Raw genomic sequence first — 14,576 nt, 5'->3', positions numbered from 1 at the left:
TTTTTATTAATTAGTGTCCCCTAAGACATGTGAATCACCAATAACTCCCTGCTGGTATGTTTTTTTTTATTTCTCAAGTGGCCAGTTTTCTAATCATGCCATTCTCTATCTGCCTGGGGATGCTAGTGTCAGGCCTTGTATTTATTCGCAGAGACTGGGGAAAGCAACTGATTATGGGCGGAACCGCACTCTTGCTGTTTTTCTCCAATAGCTACGTTTCCAACCGGCTGATGCATGCCTGGGAACCCGAGCCCAGGCAATTTGAAGGGCTTCCCGAATACGATGTGGGCATCGTGCTGACGGGCGTAACGCTTATCGACAAACTGCCGAAGGATAGGACATTTTTCAACAAGGGGGCGGACCGTGTGACACATACGATCCAGCTATACAAAATGGGGAAACTGAAGAAAATTTTGATCAGCGGAGGACTTGGATTTTCTCCCATTCACCCCAAATCAGAGGCAGCATCTCTGGCGGAATTCATGATTTGGGCGGGGGTCAAAAAATCCGATCTGATTTTGGAAACCGAAGCCAAAAACACCCGGGAAAATGCCCTTTTCAGCCACCGTACCCTGCAAGAAAACGGATATGAGGACTTCCCTTCTACCAAAATCTTGCTAATTACCTCTGCCTTTCACATGAAACGAGCAAAGGCCTGTTTTGTGAAAACAGGCCTTTGTCCGGATACATTTCCTACCGATTACTACAGTTCGTCACCAAATCTGACCAGCAAATCCTTGATAGAGCCAAGTATTCACTCCATTTCGATCTGGCATGTTCTGGTGAAAGAATGGGTGGGACTGTTGGCTTACCAAATGGCCGGGTACATCTGAAAGGTCACCACCCCGCTGCTTCGTCTTACCAGGTGGAAGCCTTCAACTTGGGTATGGCCCGTACGATATCGCTGACACTGATTTGCCCGATGAGGTTCCCATCTTTGACCACCGGAAACCGGCGAATTTTGAGCGTCAGGAACCGATCTGCTGCATCGAATATGGAAATGTCTGGAGGCAAGGTTCGCACGTCCTTCGTCATGTGTTCGGCCACTGCTGCCGGAAACTTCGGGGTATTCGTGTATTGCCCCTTGATGATTTCTTTCAGGCAATCCCCTTCTGAAATCATCCCAACCAGCTTACCTGTCTCGTCTACCACAGGAGCGCCTGAAATTCGCTTTCTCGTCAGCATACGGATCACAAAATCGATGGAATCTTCGGGACGAAATGTGACCAAATTGGTTGACATGTAGTCGCTTACCAATATGGGCTGATTACTCGGTTTGATAGGGGCTTCCCGCACCCCCTGAAAACTCTTTACCATACGTTATAGGGTTTATTGAATACATAATATACCACTACAAACGGGTATTCACAAATTTTTCAGGATAAATCCCTCGTAAGGTCGTCCAATGCTTCCCGAAACGAACGGACGAGTGCGGGGTCAACGGTTAGAATTTTTCTTTCCATTTCATCCAAAAGAGACAGCCTGACCAGGGGATCCGGTGGCACGCTATCCGACGGCCGCAGCATCTTGCAGGAGCGGTGCACCTCCCGAAGCTGACCGGTGCGGGCCAGGGGAGCAAGGTTTTTCGTAGCCAGGCCTCCTCCCGGCATGACAGTGATTCGTTCTCCAGCGTGAGTCAATACCTCCGCTAAAACCGATAAACCTTCCGAGACGGTGTTGCTTCCGCCCGAAGTGAGGATCCGTTTAAAACCCAGGGAAATGATGCGATCCAGAGCGGTCAGCTTATCTGGAATTAGGTCAAAGGCACGATGAAAGGTGCAGGGCTTGCCTTCGGCCGCATCAATCAGGGCGGCACAGGCCGTTTCGTTTACCGCTCCGGAAGGGTGCAACACACCCAATACAAAGCCATCGGCGCCCAATCGCCCCAGGATCCGGATGTCCTCCCGCATGGCCTGTAGCTCGTACCGGGAATAAACGAAATCTCCGCCCCGAGGCCGAATCATGACAAATACGGGAACTGCTACATGCGCTTTGACGACCTTCAGCAAACCGGCACTCGGACTGGTCCCCCCTTCTCCAAAATCCGCACACAATTCCAGCCGATCCACACCGTTGGATGCCGCCAGAATGGCTGCTTCCAGGGTGTACACAGGCGCTTCGAAAACGATTCGTTTGTCCATCAATTTCTAGTTAAACCAACTCCCTGCATCGATCAGCGACCTGCCGTTCGCATGGTGTTGGGCAAAATTAAATCCGGGACGGATGGCATAGCCTCCAAAACTCCCCTCTTTGTTCAACGCAAGAAAGCCAATCTGTGTGGAATCCAGGTTTTTACTTTTTGCAACCGCTCGTCTGACGGCCTCTTCACAGGCTTCCTGAGGGGTTCTTCCCTGTCGCATCAGTTCCACGATCAAAAACGCCCCACAGATTCGGATGACTTCTTCTCCCAAACCGGTCGCAGTGGCGGCGCCGACTTGGTCGTCCACGAAAAGGCCGGCACCGATAATCGGACTGTCGCCAACCCTTCCGTGCATTTTGTAGGCCAGACCACTGGTGGTGCAAGAGCCGGCAAGGGATCCCGTTTCGTCGAGGCCAATCATCCCAATGGTATCGTGGTTTTCAATATTGATAATGGGTTGGTATTTTGCGTTTTCTTTCCACCGTTCATAGGCCTTTTCCGCATTGGGGCTGAGCACTTCCTCTTCCAGGGGCATCCCTTCTGCGATCGCAAACTGCCGGGCTCCCTCTCCCGCGAGTAATACGTGCGGCGTATTCTCCATCACTTTTCTTGCCAGGGAAATGGGATGTTTGACTTGCCTGACAAACGCCACGGCGCCACAGGACCCGTCTCCTTTCATGATAGAAGCATCCAGCGTGACAATCCCCTCCCTATCCGGTAGGCCTTGTAAGCCCACCGATAAATTACTCAGATCGTTTTCGGTGACCATCACACCTTGCTCTACCGCATCCAGGATGGATCCACCAGTCTCCAACACCTCCCAGGCTTTGTCATTTGCCGGCATGCCGTGATTCCAGGTGGATAAAATGTGGGGCTTATATGCAATAGTTTCCGCTGTTTTCCCCGACAGGTTTCTGGCAATTCCCGCCAATGGAACCGTTGCAAGGGTTGACATTACCGAATGTTTGATAAATTTTCTTCTGCCTTTCATGATTGTTCACAGAGTTGATTCGTCTATAGGTTACAGTTCAGAACAAACATGATAAAATATTTTCAAAAAATAGCTTGGCTTTATATATTTTTATAAATAACTTAACTTTACTTTAGCTGATTCATCCATGCCTAATAGGTAAGTTTGCATGGATTACTAAAATACATAAATCTGAACCCGACAAAACTCCCGATTGAAGGTTAAATAATTTTTTACATGAAGTTGTGGTTGTTTGGTAAAATTTTTTATTAATTTGCATTAAAATCATTTCAATGAATCTGATAGACCCAAAAATAGTACTGGAGAAAAAAGAAGGAGTCGTAGAAATAAAAAACTACATCAATAAGCTAAAAATCGTTAAGGAACTGTACACCTTGGGCAACAATACTGCCAGCAATATTTGCCAGCTAGTAGGGATCAGTTTGCCCACAGTCAACCTGTTACTTACCGACCTGTTGGAGGAAAATATCGTTGTAAAAGAGGGTCGGGGGCAATCGCAAGGAGGGCGAAAACCGGATTTATACGGTTTGGCTCCGGATTCGTTTTTTATTTTAGGAATGGACCTCAGCCGGTACGGCGCCAAAGCGGCGGTTTACAACACCAAAAATGAAAAAGTTACCAAAGTAAAAACCGTAAAGCTGCCTTTGAACAACGAGCCGGATACCTTGGATAGGATTCACGAGTTTGCCCGGGACGTCATTCAATCTTCGGGAATACCGGATGAAAAAGTCATAGCGGTAGGCATTAGTATGCCCGGTCTGGTAGACAGCGTAGCCGGTGTCAACCACACCTACCTCAAATCGGGAAAGAAATCATTAACGGCACAACTGGAAGCCAAGTTTGAACGCAAAGTCTTCATCGAAAACGACGCCCGGGCAAAAACCCTTGCCGAATTTAAGTTTGGCAACAAAAACACCCATAAAAACGTCCTGGGGATATTTGTAGACTGGGGCATCGGTCTTGGAATCATTATCGACGAAAAACTCTACCGGGGCTATTCTGGCTTTGCCGGTGAGTTTAGCCATTCGCCGCTTTTTGACGCAAAGGAGATCAGTTGTAGTTGCGGCAAGCGGGGTTGCCTGGAATCCGTCGCTTCCGGAGGTGCCGTGGTCCGCCTTGCCAAAGAAGCCATCGCTCTGGACAAAGATTCCATTCTGGCACGTCTATCGGAAGGAAAAGAAGAGAACCTGGAACCCGCCATTGTGGTAGAGGCAGCCATGGCCGGAGACCAGCGCGCCATTAGCATTCTGTCCGATGTAGGATTGGACCTGGGCCGGGGTATCGCTATTCTCATACAGTTGTTAAATCCAGAACTGATAATTTTAGGAGGGGCTATTGCGGAGGCCAATCAGTACATTACCACACCCATCCAGCAGGCTTTGAATATATACAGCATGGCAAAACTTCGGGAGAAGACGTCCATCGAGTTATCTAAACTAGGCAAAGAGGTGGGCTTACGCGGCGCCATTGCCATTGTCAACGAACACATCTTTGAGGACACCATCCAATCGCACTAAAAAAGAAAAAAGCATATGTTAGCAAATTACCCACTTTCCAAAACTGAACAGGCGTTTTTTAAGGATTCTGAAATAGAAACCATCACGACCAGAATCCCCTACCTGACCGTCGATAATTTTCCAAAATTGGGATTACTTACTGCTTGCCGGTTTTTAGAATGGGTTTCAACCAACCCAGAAGGTGTTATCAGCCTACCTACCGGCAAAACTCCCGAGTATTTCATCAAATGGACCCAGTTTTTGCTGGACAATTGGGACAAGAAAAAAGGGTTGGAAATTCGAGAAAAATACGGACTAAAAGACTGCAAGAAACCGGTATTAAAGGATTTGCAATTCGTACAAATAGACGAATTTTACCCTATTTCTTCCCAGCAAAAAAATAGTTTTTACCACTATGTAAATAAGTTTTACATCGAAGGATTTGGCCTGGACCCGAAAAAAGCCCTGTTGATCAATTCCGACGAAATACCATTGGCAGAAGGGAAATCTTACCGCGAGGTATTTCCGGATTCCAAGGTAGACTTGTCTCTCCGGGTTAGGGCGTACACCACGCCTCTAGAGAAATTGCAGCAGGAATCCATCTACCTTATCGACCAATGGTGCGGAGACTACGAAGCCCGAATCCGGGAAAAAGGAGGTATCGGTTTTTTTGTGGGAGGCATTGGTCCCGACGGGCACATCGCTTTTAACACCAGAGGCTCGGACATTTTTTCGACCACCCGGCTTACGGAAACGAATTTTGAGACACAGGCGGTAGCCGCAGGCGACCTGGGAGGAATCGAAATCTCTGCCAATCGTCTCGTAATCACCATCGGTTTGGACACGATAGTGCACAACCCCGAGGCCGTAGCAATCATCATTGCGGCAGGGGAAGCCAAAGCTCCCATTGTAAAGGAATCGCTGGAACGCTCCATGACAAACGTGTACCCCGCCACGGTGCTTCAAAAACTAAAGAATGGACGGTTTTACATAACGAAAGGGGCTGCTTCCAAGCTTACGGACAGCACCGATCAGTACTATTTTACCGGAAAGTGGACCGATACCAAAACGGAACGGGCCGTTCTGGATCTGTGCAAAAAAATTCAAAAATACGGACACCGCATTACCCTGGAGGATTTAAAAAACGACAAATACACCAGTCAAATACCAGACTTGAACGAAAACACCGTCAAAGAGGTCATCGAGCGCATTAGCGGGAAAATCGACAAAGGAATGGAGGAAGAAAAAAACGAGGTCTTCCTACATACCGGTCCGCACCACGACGATATCTCCCTCGGTATTCTGCCGCAAATCACCAAACAACTGCACGAAAACACCAATCAGGCGCATTTCGCCGTGCTTACGTCGGGATTTACGGCGGTGACCAATTCCTTTGTTATCGACACCCTGAAAAGCACCAAGAAATTTCTGGACGAAGGCCGCATACAGATGGTGAAATTCGACGACTTCTACGAGTCCGGATACAAGCTGAAAATGGATAAGGATGTCTACCACTACCTGACCAACGTGGCTTCCGAAAATGCGGAGGAGCGCTTGAGGGGTTTGTGCCACCGGGTAGTGCGCGCCATTGTGTTTACGTTTGGTATCAAGACTACCATGCAGCTACGGGAACAAATCAATGAAATCATCACGGTGCTGAAAAATTCCTACGATGGGGAGAAAAACCCAAAAAATATCCAAACGCTCAAAGGCATGATACGGGAGTTTGAAGAGGAACTGGTCTGGGCTCATTTTGGTGTTCAGGTCAAAAATGTCCATCACCTACGTCTTGGATTTTATACCGGGGATATCTTTACCGAACAGCCGGATAAAAAACGGGATGTGGAACCCATACTGAACATGCTTCGGGAAATCAAGCCCACCAAACTCAGCCTCACCCTGGATCCAGAAGGAAGTGGACCAGATACCCATTACAAGGTATTGCAAGCCACGGCGGAGGCCGTTCGGCAATGGAGTCTGGAAGAGGATTTAAGTGGTTTCAAGATTATTGGATACCGAAATGTTTGGTTTAAATTTGACGCGGCAGAATCAAACGTGATCGTACCCGTTTCCCTGGGAGACATGTCGGTCATGGAAGATTCCTTTTCCAATTGTTACCTGAGCCAGGTAAACGCATCCTTCCCAAGCTATGCCCACAATGGCAAATTCAGTACTTTGGCCCGCAGAACCTGGGTCAATCAATTAAGCGATGTGCAACTGCTATTGGGTAAAAATTATTTCTACCAGCACCATACCGCAAAAGTAAGGTCCAGCCATGGACTGATCTTTTTCAGGGAAATGGGCGTAGAAGAATTTCTGGTGGAAGCCCGTGAATTGGAAAAATCCACCGAGGGAATGCTTTGATCCTTCCCCCAACACGGCTTACTCCGCAGGTAGGTGTAACACCTGCGGTCATTTTTCCCCTTTGTGGTTCCCGCGGATGATCCGGGGGAATCCGTAGGGGAAGAATACCGGGAACTCCGGGCTTCTCTAACAATTAAAATCGGGAAAAACCCGAAAACCATTCGTACAATGAAAGCAAATAACATGGTTCTTGGATTGGATATCGGGGGTACCAAGATTAGCTCCGGAATGATCCGGGATGGAAAACTATCGGAAAGAAAAGAAACCCGCACACCGGCCAGTTTGCCACAGGAAGAAATACTGGATGCTATATCTACCCAAATTGAGCATTATACCCCATTCGGTTTCAAATCCATTGGCATTGGGATCCCGGGATTGGTAGATCCGATCGAAGGAATCGTGTACAACCTGGCCAACATCCCGTCTTTTCAAAAAGTTAACCTAAAGGCCTATTTGGAAAAAAAATTCAATGTACCGGTGGTGATCAACAACGATGCCAACTGTTTTGCTCTCGGCGAATACAAATTTGGCCCGGCGCGTGATCACCGGCACGTGATCGGCATCACGCTGGGCACCGGCATCGGTACGGGAATCGTTGCAAATGGCCATCTGTACACCGGAAGGCTTTGCGGCGCCGGAGAATGGGGAGGCGTCCCCTACCTGGAACATACATTTGAAGACTATTGTAGTAGCAAATTTTTTAAAAGGGAGTTTAAGCAAAGTGCCAAAAAACTGGCAATAAGTGCCGAAAACGGCGCGCAGGAAGCCCTGGATATTTTTAAGGCGTATGGAAATCACCTGGGACAACTGATTTATCGATTGCTTTTGGCTTATGCACCCGAAGCAATCGTGATCGGAGGGTCCATCCGAAAGGCATATCCCTTTTTTGAAAAAGGAATTCAGGATGTTATCGATCAATTTCCCTACAAACCCATCTCTGAAAATCTTAAAATTTACGTTTCCGAATTGGACGATTCGGCTATTTTGGGCGCCATTTCATTGGTGAAAGAAAATGAATTTCTGATAAAAGGAGAAGCCCCGGTAAGCAGCAGCACCTTTATCGCCTGATACGTTCCGGGTTTCGGGCTGGCTTCGTACACCCAATCCTCGTGTATAGATAGGTTCGTGAAGTTGGGTATTCCCCGATATTTCAATAAATTTGGGGGTATTGTATAGCGACTGGCATGACAAAACTCCTGTATACCGCTTTTCTGTTTTTCTTTGTGGGATACCTGCACCCATTGTATGCAGTGGGCACCAACCCACCCGATTCGGAGCGGGAAAAACAAGAACTGGACTGGATGATTGATCACCTGTTTTCGATCACCGAAGTGATGGTCAACGACGTGGCCAGCCCTCCAGGTGCGGCACGTTTCTACAGCTATAGTTTATTGGCGGCGCATTTGGCTTTCCAACAAGGGCAGGATTTCGCCGCCGATCCATTGCTTAGTCAATTAAAAGGCCCCTTTCCTAATTCCCTGCCAACGCTTCCTTCGGAAAAGGAGCCAAGCAATACTTCTTTTTCTGCCCAATATGCCATGTTGGAAGTGGGCAAGCGGCTTATGCCTTCTGGGAAAAAATTGCAGGAAGCCCAGGAAAAACTACAAAAACAATACCTAAGCAACCGATACCTCAAAAAAAGGGACATGGCCGAATTAGTCGTCTATGGGGAGCAGCTGGCCCAGTGGGTAATTGACTACGCCGCCGAAGATGGCTACCGTTTTCTCAGCACCCTGAAGCGCTACAGTCCTTCCGGAGAGGAAGGAAAGTGGTACCCTACCCCGCCGGCCTACATGGCTGCCATCGATCCGGAGTGGCGGACTATTCGCCCTTTCTTCCTGGATAAAGCCAGTGACTTTGCTCCACCTCCTCCTGCCCCTTTTTCCTTGGACCCCGGAAGCAGTTTTTACGAACAATTGCATGAGATTTATCGGGTCACCGGGGACTTGGACGAAGAACAGCAATTGATTGCGAACTTCTGGGACTGCAACCCTTTCAATGTAACCTACAGTGGCCACATGGCAATTGGCCTAAAAAAAATAACCCCCGGCGGCCATTGGATCGGCATTACGGGAATCGCCTGTAAGGATGCCGGATTGAACGTAAAACAAAGTATCTACATTCACTCCCTCGTTGCCATGAGCCTGCACGATGCATTTATTAGTTGCTGGGATGAGAAGTACCGCAGTGATCGGATTCGGCCCCTTACGGCCATTAACGAACACATTGACGACACCTGGCGACCACAGCTGCAGACACCTCCTTTTCCTGAATACACCAGCGGGCACAGCGTTATTTCCCGAACAAGCGCGATCATTCTTACGGATTTTTTTGGCGAGGGGTTCGAATTCATCGATACTTCCGAAGTGTTTTTTGGACTACCTGAACGCGCCTTTGACTCCTTCCTTCAGGCATCAGACGAAGCGGCGATTTCCAGACTCTACGGGGGGATACACTTTCGGGATGCCATCGAGGAAGGTACAAAGCAAGGCGATGCAATTGCCCAATATATTCTGAAAAAAGTCAATTCCCCCAAAGAAATGTTGCTATCCAACGAATAGTGAAAATTTTCAAACATATTTTTTCGTCTTTTGTAAGAGAAATTTGATTTTTTTCTATATTCATGAAAAATCCATTTTGCTTCATGAAATCGAGCCTACCTACCGGATAGACATGCACGACGAGAACCTCACACAGTGAGGTGATTATCGTAGCGAGATTCCATCTGACGTATGAAAATCAAATTAATAAACAGATAAAATCGAGCCTGCCTACCGGACAGGCAGGCATGACGTACCCGTCACACACCGGGACGATTATAAACCATGCGAGATTCCATGTGCAACTTAGAGACAATTATAAACACATGAAAAGACGAGATTTCCTGCAGGCGACTGCCCTATTGGGTGGTGCGCTTACCCTTCCCGCAAAAGGATACCCCACCTTTTTGCCGGCTAAGAAACCCAAACACGTATTGATTATTGGCGCCGGATTTTCCGGGCTTGCCGCTGCTTACAAACTCAAAAAGGCCGGCGTAAAAACGACCGTTTTGGAAGCCAGAAACCGGGTGGGTGGACGCGTGTTTTCCCACCAACCGATAAAAGGAGAATCCCAAACCATCGAATTGGGAGCAGAATGGGTAGGTGCGTCTCACGAACGGGTGATTGAGTTGTGCAAGGAATTTGATCTGACGCTGTTTGATAACCGTTTTGAAACCGACTTGATTTACCGCGGAAATCACAGCAAAGCGGGCACCTGGCAACTCTCCCCGGAGATGGAGGCGTTTTGGGATCAAAAAACGAAGTACTGGGAAAAACTCCGCGCGAAGGAAAAACAAAAATTAGACCGGATGGACTGGTGGCGATTTTTATCCAGAAAGGGATTTACGGACCGCGATATTGACATTCGCGAACTCCTGGATAGCACCGATTTTGGGGAGTCGATCCGTAAGGTTTCTAGCTTTGGTGCCATGGCTGAATATGCCGAAAGCAGCGAAAAAAATGAAATGGACTTCAAAATACGCGGGGGAAACGACCTGCTGGCGAAAAAAATGGCCGAGGCCCTCGGAGAAGCATCCCTGCAACTGGGCCGAAAAGTCACCCGGGTGGAGCAGTCCAAAGAAGGAGTGACCGTGCGCTGTACCAATGGAGAAGTGTATCAAGCAGACCAACTCATTTGTACCGCTCCTACCTACATGGTGCTAAAAATTGACTGGCATCCCGGCTTGCCCATCGCCATGTCGGATGCCTTGCATGCACTTCAATACGCTCGGATTGGAAAATTCCCAATCGTTTTTTCGGAGCGCTTCTGGGGCAGGGAAGACTTCGATTGCGTCACCGATGGGGTAGGTCATTACTTCTATCACGGTACGAAGGACCAACCCGGTAATAAAGGGGTATTGGTAGCCTATGCCGTGGGCGACAAAGCAGAGGTCTTGCACGCGCAGCCAAAAGCCGCCCGCCTCCAATTGATTCTCGATACCCTGCGTCCCGCTTTTGGTGATCTTCGTTCTCTGGTATCCGGAGAAACCAGTTATTACTGGGGCAAAGACGAGTACTCCTACGGCGCCTATGCCCAATACGGAATCGGCCAATGGTTTAATGTGATGCCGGTGTTAAAAAAACCGTTCCAATTGGTGCATTTTGCTGGCGAACACCTGGCCGACTGGCAGGGCTTTATGGAAGGTGCCATAAATTCCGGAGAGGAAGTAGTGGAACAGATGCTTTCCTGAGTTACCACCCGGGAAATGACGGAGGGTCAAAGCTAACTTCAAAACCCCTCCCTTTTGGAGAGGCAGCCATTGGACCTACCTGCAGGAATGTTGCCGGAGGAAAATACGCCACGCGCAACATTTCAAAACGGAGGGCATCGGTGCTGTACGATAGCTCTACGTGATCCCTGCCCCGCCGGGCCCTGATCCAAAAGTTAGCTGGCGTTTCCGGTAAATCCCGGATGGACCAGTCAGAAAAATCCCGGGTCACCACCACACTTGCCTTTGGTAGCCCATCTACCCATTCGATTCCAGCCTTTATCCAGTTGGTTTCGTTCACACGCAACATCAGGCCTGCCTGGTCGTACAGATCCCGGTAGGTACCGGAAAATCGCAGCAATACATCGAAGGTTCCCGGTACCTCCCGGAAAAAGAAATGACCGTTGTCCTGAATAAAATCATGCTCGGTAACGCGCCAGAAATCGGTCTCCCCGTCGGTTAGCAATCGAAGCGAATTTTGTTCGAACGACCAACTCCCTGGTTCGTTCATCCATCGAAATCCCTCCCAATAATTTTCAGCCATGTGTATGTGACGTTAACGTAACTGAGCGCCCCCGCTTAAAATCGATCAGGTCACTGCTTGGTTAAAGTTACCTTGATTTCCTGGAAGTACAAAACGGTTTTCCCTTCAAACCCCGAATCAGTACCCACAATTAACCAGAGCTTGCCTTCAGAATCAGCCAACACCTCCTGAGGACGATTACGATTGTCGCGCTGAATGATTTCGTAAACGAACGCATCTCCGGCGATACCAATGGTACCCAACCCATACATGTCCTCCCCATCCTGGGATTGATTTCCCTTATTGATATTCATTCGATAGTAGGTAGTGCTCGCTTCCTCCACCGGCTCCGCCATGGGTTCCTGGTTTACGGCTCCGGCTTTCAAAAACACCGATCCGCCAGGACTTCCGCCAATCCCAATCGAATTTTCCGGATAGCTGGAGGCCAGTCGCAGCTCAAATACCGCCCGGTAGCTGGCTCCCGGGTCCAATCCGGAAATCTCCTTCTTTAAAAACATAAACAAATCATCGCTCCGATTATGTCCCTGAATCCGAATGGCCGGATCGGTTTTCCCGGTCTCTTCGGGCAGCTTATCGAGCGCAACGTCCAGTTCGTAACTGTCCAAACCATCCACCGGCAAATCTGCAAATCCCCCCTCCCATCCTTGCATGCCGACTTCAAAATTATCGGCTATCACGCGTGCTTCCACCCCTGGATCGGGATCCTCTCCCACGCAGCTGAATACTGCCAGCAGTATCAGACAGGCCGCTAGTGGACGTACCATTGATTTTCGATTGATTTTTTGTTTTCTTGGTTTCATAGATACATCGGTTTAAATCGCATTTCTGTTTTTTCTCCGCGCAATCGCAAGTGACTTTTTTCCAGGAACCCCTTAGAAACAGCCTGCAAGGCTTCCACCAATGCATGCGAATAATCGCTCGCACAACATCCGTTTTTTACCCAGGCGAGTTCCCGAAACTGCATGCTATTGCGCTCCAGATCGTAAGCATACCGTCCATGGACCAGTGCGCCATCGAGACGAAACAAAAACGTGGAATCGTTGAGAAACTCCAGTGCGTAGCTGGGCCTTTTCAATAGCTCGCCGGCCGGGCTTTCCGGTTGGTAGGGCTGCAATCGCCAGGTGGAAGCCGCAAGGGAAACGCGCGGTACAGGGGCCGCCTGATGAGATTCCACACAGGCAAGCGTACCGGCACCCGCGAGTAAAATCCAAAGGAAGGGAATGTATGTTTTCTTTGCTGCCGTCATCCTGTCCGAATAGTATCCGAGTGTTACCTGAGGTTCCATTTTTGCACCTCACATCGACTTTCGTCAGTCGGAGGCGGGAAAAGTGCCTTTTAGCTTCACACAAAGCCTTTCCACGGTCTCCTTTACTAGGTAGGACGCAAGAATCGATCCATTTGCTACATTCGCCGCTGGCATGATTTTGGCACTAGTCGCCGGTACAACTAAAAAGCCTGAAAATGATGCGTATCAACCAAGCAATTGTGACACCCTTCCTTCCGCATTTCTCGGGAGATGGGGTCGATAAAGGATCCAATAGGGAAACTCCGGATACTGAGGGAGAAGGGCCCCGTCCTCCCCGGAGAAACGAATATCCAGAGCAGAAAGAGGAGAAGCGCAAGCAACCAAAAAAAGAAAAAAAGAAGTGAATGGAGAATCCGTTTTTACGATCAGGGGTCCAAACGAAAGGTAAACGTCTCATACGCTCCGGTACCCCAGGCCAAATGCCGGGTAGCGGGAGAAATGGCAAACAGCGGAGAAAAGGTTTTGACCGTCACTTCCAGACCGTTGAACTCAAGTAGCCGCAACCAACCGTCCCCACCGTTGCCGTGCCATCCCCCACCGAGGGCCTGGGCATTGAAGGTCATTTGATGAACTTTTCTACCTGCGGCATTGGTATCGGTCCGGAAGCCCACATGCCCCTCGGGGTTGTCTGGGTCTCCGATATGACCGGAGAATACCAATTCGATATTCTTAGACGGTTTTACCAATTTCTCCCAGACCGCTTTCCCGTAGTTTCGATCGCTGATCGGGTAAGCCTCCGTTTCGATGAACTCACTGTTTCGGTCCAGGTAGCTGTGATTCAATAAAATTACCCGGTGGTCGGCATACGCTTCCCGGCTTATCAATTCTCTGGCCCATTCCAGGCTCGCATCCCTTGGTGCAAACTCAATAACCAGGATCAGAAATTTGTCTCCGTCGGGCGATTCAAACTCGTAACTCGCATTGAGTAAGGTGGGCATTCCCTGCGCATCCAATCCATGATCCCGAAGCATCCCTCGCGTAAAGCGGTTTTTTTCAATCGGGAAATACCGATCGTAATAGCTGACCCTGTTTTCGACGTTTTTTATTCCAAAATCATGATTACCAGTCGTGGCAATAAAGGGTACCTGCTGATCAAATTTCCCCATAGACCGGGAAACGGCCTCCCATTGTTCCCTTCCCGTTTGGTCGGCGATGATGCCGTCCGGAATTTGCAGGGCATTGTGTTCCACCAGATCGCCCACATGCAACACCAGCTCGACCTGCAGGGGCTCGATCTGATCCAACACCCAATGAACCATTAGGTCCAAAATGGGTTGGTTACGCTGAAATTTCACATAGGATTGTGTATCGGGAAAAAGCACCAATGTCCAGGCGTCTTCGTCTTCCAGTGATGGGGATTGAAACGGTTTTTCGTGCGTCTGCGCAAGTGCATTCCCACCACTAAAGGCGAGTAATAGTACGAAAAGCAAGCGAAAGGCAGCCCTGTTCATGATGAATATCTTGTTGGATTGATGTAGAAAAAGCC

At 48.8% G+C, this 14,576-nt stretch carries 14 protein-coding genes; 7 read left to right on the top strand and 7 right to left on the bottom strand.

What is annotated here, in order from left to right:
* Positions 1–56: 56 nt before the first annotated feature.
* Positions 57–833 carry a YdcF family protein gene (locus tag BMW71_RS20085; RefSeq protein ID WP_092178059.1) on the top strand — a complete coding sequence of 259 codons (777 nt, stop codon included), beginning with the start codon at positions 57–59 and terminating at the stop codon, positions 831–833.
* Positions 834–858: 25 nt separating this feature from the next.
* Here the strand turns inward: BMW71_RS20085 and BMW71_RS20080 are convergent, their stop codons facing one another.
* Genes BMW71_RS20080 through BMW71_RS20070 form a run of 3 tightly spaced genes read right to left on the bottom strand, consistent with a single transcriptional unit; the run spans position 859 to position 3,095 of the window.
* Complete coding sequence (locus tag BMW71_RS20080) at positions 859–1,317, bottom strand: CBS domain-containing protein (RefSeq protein WP_092178057.1); 459 nt, start codon at positions 1,315–1,317, stop codon at positions 859–861.
* Positions 1,318–1,376: 59 nt separating this feature from the next.
* Positions 1,377–2,141, bottom strand: a complete 765-nt coding sequence (locus BMW71_RS20075; protein WP_092178055.1) for a copper homeostasis protein CutC — start codon at positions 2,139–2,141, stop codon at positions 1,377–1,379.
* Between the two features lie 6 nt (positions 2,142–2,147).
* Positions 2,148–3,095: an isoaspartyl peptidase/L-asparaginase family protein gene (locus BMW71_RS20070; RefSeq protein ID WP_394333703.1), complete on the bottom strand. Its 948-nt coding sequence runs from the start codon at positions 3,093–3,095 to the stop codon at positions 2,148–2,150.
* A 308-nt stretch (positions 3,096–3,403) separates the two neighbouring features.
* On the opposite strand from BMW71_RS20070, the gene BMW71_RS20065 reads away from it, so the two are divergent.
* The 5 genes from BMW71_RS20065 to BMW71_RS20045 all read left to right on the top strand — a co-directional run bounded on the left by BMW71_RS20065 (position 3,404) and on the right by BMW71_RS20045 (position 11,222).
* A complete protein-coding gene (locus tag BMW71_RS20065; protein ID WP_092178051.1) occupies positions 3,404–4,648 on the top strand; it encodes an ROK family protein in 1,245 nt (414 codons plus the stop codon).
* Positions 4,649–4,663: 15 nt separating this feature from the next.
* Positions 4,664–6,991: a PIG-L family deacetylase gene (locus BMW71_RS20060; RefSeq protein WP_092178049.1), complete on the top strand. Its 2,328-nt coding sequence runs from the start codon at positions 4,664–4,666 to the stop codon at positions 6,989–6,991.
* 168 nt (positions 6,992–7,159) lie between these two features.
* Positions 7,160–8,059, top strand: a complete 900-nt coding sequence (locus BMW71_RS20055) for an ROK family protein (RefSeq protein ID WP_092178204.1) — start codon at positions 7,160–7,162, stop codon at positions 8,057–8,059.
* A 116-nt stretch (positions 8,060–8,175) separates the two neighbouring features.
* Positions 8,176–9,552, top strand: a complete 1,377-nt coding sequence (locus BMW71_RS20050; RefSeq protein WP_092178047.1) for a vanadium-dependent haloperoxidase — start codon at positions 8,176–8,178, stop codon at positions 9,550–9,552.
* A gap of 305 nt (positions 9,553–9,857) precedes the next feature.
* Positions 9,858–11,222: a flavin monoamine oxidase family protein gene (locus tag BMW71_RS20045; protein ID WP_092178045.1), complete on the top strand. Its 1,365-nt coding sequence runs from the start codon at positions 9,858–9,860 to the stop codon at positions 11,220–11,222.
* A 1-nt stretch (position 11,223) separates the two neighbouring features.
* Here the strand turns inward: BMW71_RS20045 and BMW71_RS20040 are convergent, their stop codons facing one another.
* Genes BMW71_RS20040 through BMW71_RS20030 form a run of 3 tightly spaced genes read right to left on the bottom strand, consistent with a single transcriptional unit; the run spans position 11,224 to position 13,069 of the window.
* On the bottom strand, positions 11,224–11,784 hold the full coding sequence (locus BMW71_RS20040; RefSeq protein WP_092178043.1) for a DUF1349 domain-containing protein: 561 nt from the start codon (positions 11,782–11,784) through the stop codon (positions 11,224–11,226).
* Positions 11,785–11,834: 50 nt separating this feature from the next.
* A complete protein-coding gene (locus BMW71_RS20035) occupies positions 11,835–12,584 on the bottom strand; it encodes a hypothetical protein (protein WP_092178040.1) in 750 nt (249 codons plus the stop codon).
* Positions 12,581–13,069 carry a hypothetical protein gene (locus tag BMW71_RS20030; protein WP_143057712.1) on the bottom strand — a complete coding sequence of 163 codons (489 nt, stop codon included), beginning with the start codon at positions 13,067–13,069 and terminating at the stop codon, positions 12,581–12,583. The genes BMW71_RS20035 and BMW71_RS20030 overlap by 4 nt, the downstream gene beginning before the upstream one ends.
* A gap of 176 nt (positions 13,070–13,245) precedes the next feature.
* On the opposite strand from BMW71_RS20030, the gene BMW71_RS20025 reads away from it, so the two are divergent.
* Positions 13,246–13,434, top strand: a complete 189-nt coding sequence (locus BMW71_RS20025; protein WP_092178036.1) for a hypothetical protein — start codon at positions 13,246–13,248, stop codon at positions 13,432–13,434.
* A gap of 21 nt (positions 13,435–13,455) precedes the next feature.
* Here BMW71_RS20025 and BMW71_RS20020 read toward each other — a convergent pair whose 3' ends face one another.
* The gene (locus BMW71_RS20020; RefSeq protein ID WP_092178034.1) at positions 13,456–14,541 is read right to left on the bottom strand and encodes a metallophosphoesterase; all 1,086 of its coding nucleotides are present in this window, start codon (positions 14,539–14,541) and stop codon (positions 13,456–13,458) included.
* Positions 14,542–14,576: the final 35 nt, after the last annotated feature.

Source organism: Cyclobacterium xiamenense (assembly GCF_900109255.1).
Lineage (GTDB): Bacteria > Bacteroidota > Bacteroidia > Cytophagales > Cyclobacteriaceae > Cyclobacterium > Cyclobacterium xiamenense.
The sequence above is the reverse complement of the archived record's forward strand: the minus strand, read 5'-3'. Positions and strand labels throughout refer to the sequence as shown.

Coding starts and splice junctions, on each gene's coding strand:
- BMW71_RS20065 (WP_092178051.1), top strand. CDS start 3,404: ATGAATCTGATAGACCCAAAAATAGTACTGGAGAAAAAAGAAGGAGTC.
- BMW71_RS20045 (WP_092178045.1), top strand. CDS start 9,858: ATGAAAAGACGAGATTTCCTGCAGGCGACTGCCCTATTGGGTGGTGCG.
- BMW71_RS20085 (WP_092178059.1), top strand. CDS start 57: ATGTTTTTTTTTATTTCTCAAGTGGCCAGTTTTCTAATCATGCCATTC.
- BMW71_RS20050 (WP_092178047.1), top strand. CDS start 8,176: ATGACAAAACTCCTGTATACCGCTTTTCTGTTTTTCTTTGTGGGATAC.
- BMW71_RS20075 (WP_092178055.1), bottom strand. CDS start 2,141: ATGGACAAACGAATCGTTTTCGAAGCGCCTGTGTACACCCTGGAAGCA.
- BMW71_RS20020 (WP_092178034.1), bottom strand. CDS start 14,541: ATGAACAGGGCTGCCTTTCGCTTGCTTTTCGTACTATTACTCGCCTTT.
- BMW71_RS20025 (WP_092178036.1), top strand. CDS start 13,246: ATGATGCGTATCAACCAAGCAATTGTGACACCCTTCCTTCCGCATTTC.
- BMW71_RS20035 (WP_092178040.1), bottom strand. CDS start 12,584: ATGAAACCAAGAAAACAAAAAATCAATCGAAAATCAATGGTACGTCCA.
- BMW71_RS20030 (WP_143057712.1), bottom strand. CDS start 13,069: ATGGAACCTCAGGTAACACTCGGATACTATTCGGACAGGATGACGGCA.
- BMW71_RS20060 (WP_092178049.1), top strand. CDS start 4,664: ATGTTAGCAAATTACCCACTTTCCAAAACTGAACAGGCGTTTTTTAAG.
- BMW71_RS20080 (WP_092178057.1), bottom strand. CDS start 1,317: ATGGTAAAGAGTTTTCAGGGGGTGCGGGAAGCCCCTATCAAACCGAGT.
- BMW71_RS20055 (WP_092178204.1), top strand. CDS start 7,160: ATGAAAGCAAATAACATGGTTCTTGGATTGGATATCGGGGGTACCAAG.
- BMW71_RS20070 (WP_394333703.1), bottom strand. CDS start 3,095: ATGTCAACCCTTGCAACGGTTCCATTGGCGGGAATTGCCAGAAACCTG.
- BMW71_RS20040 (WP_092178043.1), bottom strand. CDS start 11,784: ATGGCTGAAAATTATTGGGAGGGATTTCGATGGATGAACGAACCAGGG.